The organism is Lutispora sp. (assembly GCF_041687175.1).
Taxonomy (GTDB): Bacteria; Bacillota; Clostridia; order Lutisporales; family Lutisporaceae; genus Lutispora.
In genome coordinates, this window is sequence record NZ_JAWLCK010000022.1 from 24,177 (window position 1) to 31,944 (window position 7,768).

Genomic DNA, 7,768 nt, shown 5'->3' on the forward strand with positions numbered 1-7,768 from the left:
AGTGGCCAGCTAGGAGATTTCAATAATTTCTTGGCATAGTGCCCATCTTTGTTAATATAATTTATACTATAAGCGGAACCATAATATTCTTTAAATGAACTGTTATACTTGAAAGGAAGTTGATATAGTGGGCAATAAATATGAAAAAATTGTTGCTTTAAGAAGAGAGTTTCATAGATGTGCAGAAACAGGATGGCTGGAATTTGAGACTACAATAAAAATAATCAAATATTTAATGTCCTTTGGTTATGAGGTAAAATACGGAAAAGAAATTCATGGAGAACGAATCGGGCTTCCCGATAACGATATCATCGAGAAGCATAGAGATACCATATCAACAGATGCAGATTTTGATGTATCCGAGATTTTAGACGGCTATACAGGAGCAGTTGCCATATTGGATACACACAGAGATGGACCTGTCATAGCCCTGCGATTTGATATTGATGCAAATGGCATTGAAGAAAGCAACGATAAAGATCATAGAGCAAATATGGAAGGCTTCGCATCAAAAAACCCAAATGCTATGCACGCATGCGGCCATGATGGCCATATAGCTCTGGGTCTTGCTGTTGCTGAGCAGCTTGCGAAGGAAAAGCATCATCTGTCAGGAAAATACATGCTGATTTTCCAGCCTGCAGAGGAAGGTGTAAGAGGTGCAAAAAGCATAGTTGAATCAGGAATATTAAGAGATGCAGATTATTTAGTCTCTGGCCATATAGGATTAGGTGCCGAGGAAAATGAAGTTGTGTGTGGTACTATAGGATTTTTAGCTACTTCCAAGCTGGACATATATTTTGAAGGAAAACCGGCTCATGCAGGAGCCAATCCGGAAATAGGCAAGAATGCGTTGCTTGCAGCTTCCATCTGTGCCTTGAATCTTCATACCCTGACTCAGTTCGGAAGTGGAATGAGCAGACTTAATGTGGGAATACTCAAAGCAGGAACAGCAAGAAATATAGTCCCTCATAAAGCATTTATGGAAATAGAAACAAGAGGCGAAAATGAAGATATAAATAGGCTTCTTCTCCAGAAGGTTCATCATGTCATAGAAGGCAGTGCCAAGTCCTTTGATGTAAAGTACAGAGTTGTTGAAGCAGGTGGAGCACCGGCCTATAATAGTTATCCTGAGGATTTTATAGATGGTTTGGCCGAGATCCTAAAGAAGAAAGGCATGAAGGTAACAATAGGGAAATCATTGGGAGCCTCTGAAGATATTACTTATATGATGAATGAAGTAGAAAAAAACGGGGGCAAATCTGTATACCTCATGTTCGGTACCAAATTAGCTGCCCCCCATCATAATAATAGGTTTGACTTTGATGAGAGTGTACTAAGCCTAGCATATGAGGCTTATTTAGAAATCATAAGGAGTCTTCTATAATCAATCAAAGGAGATATTATTACTAAGGTATCTCAAGTTGTCCCTTCAGATTCAAACTGTTAATGTCATTTGCCTTTATCAAGCCTTTAGATATTGTATATAAATCGTCATTGATGTAGAGAATTCTCTCTACATTTTTGCTGTTGTCATACCAATAGGCGCCAGATTTCATATATTCATCATCTGTTATGTGAGTTATCTTGCCTTTAAGCTTGAATCCTTCCGTAAGGTCGATATTATACACATAGGCTCCCTGGAACGTAAATTGGCCATACTGAGGTACCTGATTCTGGCTGATTCCTTTGTCTGCTTCATTTACCTCCATAACCGTGACAGGAAAGGCCATTAAATTCCTTTCCTTTGAGAAAAGGAGTGCTTTGTGGTTGTTTAACAGTTCAGAGGTTGTTCCCCTGTCTCCAATCTTTTCGGTAAAGAGTTCTTTAGGATTGGCTACATCGCTTACATCGAACATGGCTATTTTCATTCCCAAATAGTATGCAGTAGTTCCTCTTTCATTACCGTGAATATCCTTGTGCACTACTTCTACTGTATCCTTGCCGAAGCCGATTATGTGGTTCTCATCATAGGGATGGAGATAATCACTGTAGCCTGGTATCTTTAAAGCCCCAAGAATCTTGGGAGCTTTCGGATCCTTTAAATCTATTACAAACAGCGGGTCTACAGTCTTGAAGGTTACCATGTATGCCTTGTCACCCATGAACCTCACTGAATAGATTTTCTCACCAGGAGCTATATCTTCTATGCTACCAACAATTTTCATATCTTTATCAAGGACATAAAGATTGTTTTTGGAGGTATGTTCGTCATCTCTCCATATTTCTCCCTTGGTGGTAGCAATTCGAAAATGTTCATTATGTTCGTCCATTGAAAATTGATTCAGTATTTCTCCAGGCACTATGCCTTTGCCTGTACATATAAGTTTACCTTCATTCATTGCAAATCTGTAAACAATTGTTTCTTTGTCTCTATAATTGTCATACTCTTTTTGTGGATTAGCAGAATCATGTATCAGAGGATAATCAGGCTTTTCTTCTCTTCTTATCAATGCTACATATAGATTTTCTGCAGATGCATATATATCCTGGCCACCTCCCAAATAGGTGGATACATTTACTCCTTCTTTGGGATTGCCCAGATCAACTCCGGCAACTATGAGATAGTTGGCAGATATGCAATTTGGGAAATAGGCGATTTTATCATATGGTATGTTTATAAATTCATCACCTAGGGCACTATCCTTATAGGAAGGGGTATAGTTCTCCTGGCTAGTTCTCATTATGTGATAGTAATTGAATCTTTTGCCTGATACCAGATAGAGCTTATCTTCTATTTTTCTGGAAGAAACATAGGCGCCTTCCAGCTCTATTTCTCTTGTCTTTGTTATGTTCTTTTTGTCCATTATATCGTACTCTATGAGCTTTACTGTCGTGTAAGAATAACGGGGAGGGTATATGGATATTCTTGCATCTATAGTCATGGGCCTCATAATTGGGATGCTGTTATTAGAATGGCCTATTACTACCAATCTCTGTTGGTCCACATAAAGCTCCAAAGGATAAAGGTTTTCTTCATCCATATTTATTATTTTTACTATCTTCATTTCATTAGATGGATATATTTTTGCGATAACTATTCTACTATTGTTCACTTGATAAAGATATTCTCCATCTGTCTTCACCACATCTGCCTCATCTACTCCCTGAACCTGTACATTTGTTGTTGAGTAGTCAGCTTGACTTGATGTAGCTTCGGCGGAGACGCTGGTTACTCCAGAGGGAGCTGCCGTCGCTGCTTCAGCAAGCTTTTTTGTAGCAGCAGTATCAAAGGATCCTCTTATGATTTCTCCTCCAATACCCACAGCATAGTCCGGCTCTTGATCCAATCCTGCTTCTTTCATAAGATTCTCCAGATTTTCTGCTGTATCTACTGTAGGAAGCTCAACAGGTATTTGCTCCATGATGGTGAAGTTCATTTTTAGATTCTGACCAATAGAATTACCGTTTCTGTATTTCACATTTTTGTTTATATATAGAGTATAGGTCTCACCCCTAATATATTCTGTCATAGGTTTGATAACTATGGTTTTTCCATCCTTGCTTATATTTCTGTCTATAGGTATCTTTGCTCCTTTTGAATTCTTCACATAAATATTGTCTCTATTTATGGAATTTGCTGCAAGGGGTTCATCAAAAGGCACTTCAAGCACTTCATTTGTATAAAAAGCTTTCACTGCAGGTAACTCATTGTATGTCTCCTCTTTAGCAAAAGCTATGGAACATAGAACCATAGAGACAATGAGCATAAAAATCATAGCATTCCTCATGAGTTTTCCATTGTCATGCACATTCAACACCACCTTTTCCAAATCTTTCTTTTATCTTAGACTTTATTGTCTCCATAATTGTTCCCTATTTATTGTAAGAAAGGCTTCCAATTGAAACATTTTAAAACTAAGAAAGGCTTTCTTGCAATCACGACCGAAAGTCAACACTAAGGTAGTTTAGACTTTCCTATGAATTATAAATTAAAGACAGGATATATATTCCTGCCTTCAGTGTATACTATTCTATATTACTTTCATATCTATAGTCAGTTACACAATTAAGGTTTTCTTTAATAGTTCTCGGACTCATCCAGCGAAGCAGATTATACTTGCTGCCTGCTTTATCATTGGTTCCCGATGCTCTAGCTCCTCCAAAGGGCTGTTGCCCCACCACAGCTCCTGTAGGCTTGTCGTTTATATAGAAGTTTCCCGCACTGTGGGTCAGCTCCTCTTCCAGTTTTGCAATTATATATCTATCAGTAGCAAATATTGCACCTGTCAATCCATACGGAGAAGTTCTCTCACATATTTTTATGGCATCCTCGAAATCTTCGTCTTCGTATACATAAATTGTAATAACAGGACCAAATATTTCTTCCACCATGGTTTTAAAATATGGGTTTGTGGTAACTATAACTGTAGGCTCTACAAAATAGCCCACTGAATCATCACAATTACCGCCAATAATAATTTCAGTTTCTCTAGACTCTTTAGCATATTCGATGTATTCTTTTATGGTGTTAAATGCTTTTTGATTTATTACTGCACCCATGAAGTTGCTGAAATCTTCTACATCCCCCACTTTTATTGTTTTGATTTCTTTTATAAGTTTTTCCTTCACTTCCGGCCAGATGCTTCTTGGGATATAGGCCCTGGAAGCAGCAGAGCATTTCTGCCCCTGATATTCAAAAGCTCCTCTGATTATGGATGCAACTAATGCATCAACACGGGAAGAATTGTGAGCAAATATATAATCCTTACCCCCTGTCTCACCTACCAGCCTAGGGAATGTTCTGTATTTATCCAGATTATTGGCAACAGCTTTCCACATAGTCCTGAATACCTCTGTAGAACCGGTATAATGAACTCCTGCCAGGCTTTCATGTGACAATACTATATTCCCTATATTCCCTCCGCTGCCAGGGATAAAGTTAATTACTCCATCAGGAAGGCCTGCTTCCTGAAGAAGCTTAAATACCATGTAGGACGAATATACGGCGTCAGAAGAAGGCTTCCATAATACCACATTACCTGTTATAGCTGGTGCGGTAGCCAGGTTGCAACCTATAGCAGTAAAATTAAATGGTGATACAGCAAACACAAAACCTTCAAGAGGTCTGTATTCCATCCTGTTCCAACTGCCTTTTGCAGACATAGGTTGTTCATTATATATTTCATAAATGCATTGAGCATTATACCTCAAAAAATCTACCAATTCACAAGCCGAATCTATTTCAGCCTGAATAAAGGTTTTGCTCTGACATAGCATTGTGGCAGCATTAAGCCTTGCCCTCCAAGTAGTTGAAGCTAGCTCTGCAGCTTTCATGAAAATAGCTGCTCTATGCTCCCAGTGAAGCTTTTCCCACTGTTTTTTGGCTTCTAAAGCTGCTTGGATAGCCATTTTTACTTCTGTTTCCCCTGCCATATGATATTTGGCAATAACTTTTTTGTTATCATGGGGTATAATGCATTGACCTATATTTCCCGTCCTTATTTCCTTACCCCCGATTATCAAAGGAATTTCCAGTACTTCCTCTTTTAAAGATTTGAGTTCTTTTTTAATTTCTGTTCTTTCTTTGCTTCCCGGTAGATAATCCAAAACTTTTTCGTTTTCAAACTTCAATAATTGCGCTATAGAGTTATTCATTTTCTAGTACCCTCCAAATCTAATTAAGTCCTTTTTCTGAAAGAATCAGCATCGTAAAGGTCTCTGTGACTCCTTGAATTTTCAAAACCTCATCATGCAATAGAGTTATCTGTGCTGTTTCTTCAGCTCTTATTCTCAACATAATACACCATTGTCCAGTAATCCTTAAGCACTCTTCAATGTCCAAGCCCTTAATATCTAAACTTACTATTTCATCCATAAGACTATTGAAATCAGAAGTTTTTACACTTATAAAAACTAAAGCTCTGAGGGGCTGTCCAGCTTTGCTCCATTCTATATCTGTCTTATACCCTTTTATGACTCCTGTCTGCTCTAGTTTAGTAACTCTTTGATAAATTGCAGGTCTGGATAAGTTAAGTCTCTTAGATATTTCTTCGTGTGTAATCCTTCCCTCTTTTTCTAATACTCTCAATATTTTAATATCTATATCATCCACTAAACTCACCTCCATTTACTATTATATATTTATATAGCAATGTTTTCTACTTATAGTTATATATTTTTCATATTTTCTACTTTTCGTTATGTATATAGGTTAACGAATAGTAAGAAAGCCATTAGGTCAAGTTAATATTAAGGAAATTTATACTTTCCTATGGCTTATAAAAAAACAGGCTGCTGGAAAATTCCAGCGGCCTGTTTCTCCCTTAATTTGCAATCTGCTATTTTACAGGTCTTAGTCTTGCCGTAAAGTGTCTCAATACCTTTGGTTCATATTCTATTTCAACGCCTTTTATTTCCGATGCTTTGTCCAGTAATGCTATAAGTGAATCAGCTATATAGTCCATATGGCTGTTGGTGTAGACTCTTCTCGGTATTGTAAGTCTCATAAGCTCCATATCTGCTTCCCTCTGCTCTCCTGTCTCAGGATCTCTGCCTAATAAGAAGGAACCTATCTCGACAGCTCTTATTCCGCTTTCTATATATAGAGCATTTGCCAATGCCTGAGCTGGGAATTGGTAGTATGGAATATGAGGTAAAAACTTCTTGGCATCTACAAATATAGCATGGCCTCCAGGAGGTGTCTGAATTGGCACGCCACCATCCATAAGCCTTTTCCCCAGATACTCCATCTGGCCAATTCTATATTCCAGGTATGCTTCATCTATACCTTCATATAATCCCACAGCCAAAGCTTCTATATCCCTTCCTGACAATCCGCCATAAGTTGGGAATCCCTCATAAGGAACTACTATAGACCTTGTGCTTAAATAAAGCTCTTCATCATCCTTAATACCAACAAGTCCGCCCATGTTTACTATAGCATCCTTCTTAGCGCTCATAGTAAAGCCTTCTGCATAGGAGAACATTTCTCTAACTATCTCTTTTATGGATTTGTCAGCATAGCCTTCTTCTCTTGTCTTTATGAAATAAGCATTTTCAGCATATCTGGCAGCATCTATGAATACTCTTACACCATATTTTTTGCATATCTCACTGACTGCTCTCATGTTAGCCATGGATACAGGCTGGCCTCCTGCGCTGTTGCATGTAATAGTCATGATGAGGAAGGCAATGTTTTCTACTCCTCTAGTTTTGATGTAGTCTTCCAACTTTTCTAAATCAAAATCTCCCTTGAAAGGATGGGGTGTCGTTGTATCGAATGCCCTCTCGTGTACCAGATTTATTGCATGGCCTCCAGCCAGCTCTATATGTGCCATGGTAGTATCAAAATGCATGTTACCCAATACATCCTGGCCTTTCTTTATCATTTGAGGAAAGAAGATCTGCTCTGCCCCTCTGCCCTGATGAGTAGGGATAATGTATTTATAGCCGAATATATCCTGGGCTGCTGCTTCTAATTTATAGAAGCTTCTGCTGCCTGCATAGGATTCGTCTCCCATCATTATTCCAGCCCATTGTCTATCGCTCATGGCTCCAGTGCCGCTGTCAGTCAACAAATCTATGAAAATATCGTCGGATCTTAATGAAAAGGGATTGTATCCTGCCCTCTCTAATGCCTTGATTCTTTCTTCTCTTGGGATAAGCCTTATGGGTTCTACCATCTTAATTTTGAAAGGTTCCGGTTTTCTCATTTTCTTACCTCCTATTTTAATAATTAATTTACCTAAAACAATTAAATACAACTGTTCCAAGTCATTCTACATTTATGCAAAAATCATTCCATAATATTCAGTGAAAATAATAATAT

Annotated in this window: 5 protein-coding genes; 1 reads left to right on the forward strand and 4 read right to left on the reverse strand. The window is 38.2% G+C overall.

Annotation, left to right across the window (positions count from 1 at the left end):
- Window positions 1–127 precede the first annotated feature (127 nt).
- Window positions 128–1,384 (forward strand): amidohydrolase, encoded by a 1,257-nt coding sequence (locus ACESM9_RS05470; RefSeq protein ID WP_372996098.1) that lies wholly within the window; start codon window positions 128–130, stop codon window positions 1,382–1,384.
- Window positions 1,385–1,406: 22 nt separating this feature from the next.
- Here ACESM9_RS05470 and ACESM9_RS05475 read toward each other — a convergent pair whose 3' ends face one another.
- The 4 genes from ACESM9_RS05475 to ACESM9_RS05490 all read right to left on the reverse strand — a co-directional run bounded on the left by ACESM9_RS05475 (window position 1,407) and on the right by ACESM9_RS05490 (window position 7,652).
- The gene (locus tag ACESM9_RS05475; RefSeq protein WP_372996100.1) at window positions 1,407–3,749 is read right to left on the reverse strand and encodes a beta-propeller domain-containing protein; all 2,343 of its coding nucleotides are present in this window, start codon (window positions 3,747–3,749) and stop codon (window positions 1,407–1,409) included.
- Between the two features lie 217 nt (window positions 3,750–3,966).
- Entirely contained in the window at window positions 3,967–5,595 is a 1,629-nt protein-coding gene (gene pruA / locus ACESM9_RS05480; RefSeq protein WP_372996102.1) for an L-glutamate gamma-semialdehyde dehydrogenase, read from the reverse strand.
- Between the two features lie 19 nt (window positions 5,596–5,614).
- The gene (locus ACESM9_RS05485; RefSeq protein WP_372996104.1) at window positions 5,615–6,052 is read right to left on the reverse strand and encodes an Lrp/AsnC family transcriptional regulator; all 438 of its coding nucleotides are present in this window, start codon (window positions 6,050–6,052) and stop codon (window positions 5,615–5,617) included.
- Window positions 6,053–6,278: 226 nt separating this feature from the next.
- Complete coding sequence (locus tag ACESM9_RS05490) at window positions 6,279–7,652, reverse strand: tryptophanase (RefSeq protein WP_372996106.1); 1,374 nt, start codon at window positions 7,650–7,652, stop codon at window positions 6,279–6,281.
- Window positions 7,653–7,768: the final 116 nt, after the last annotated feature.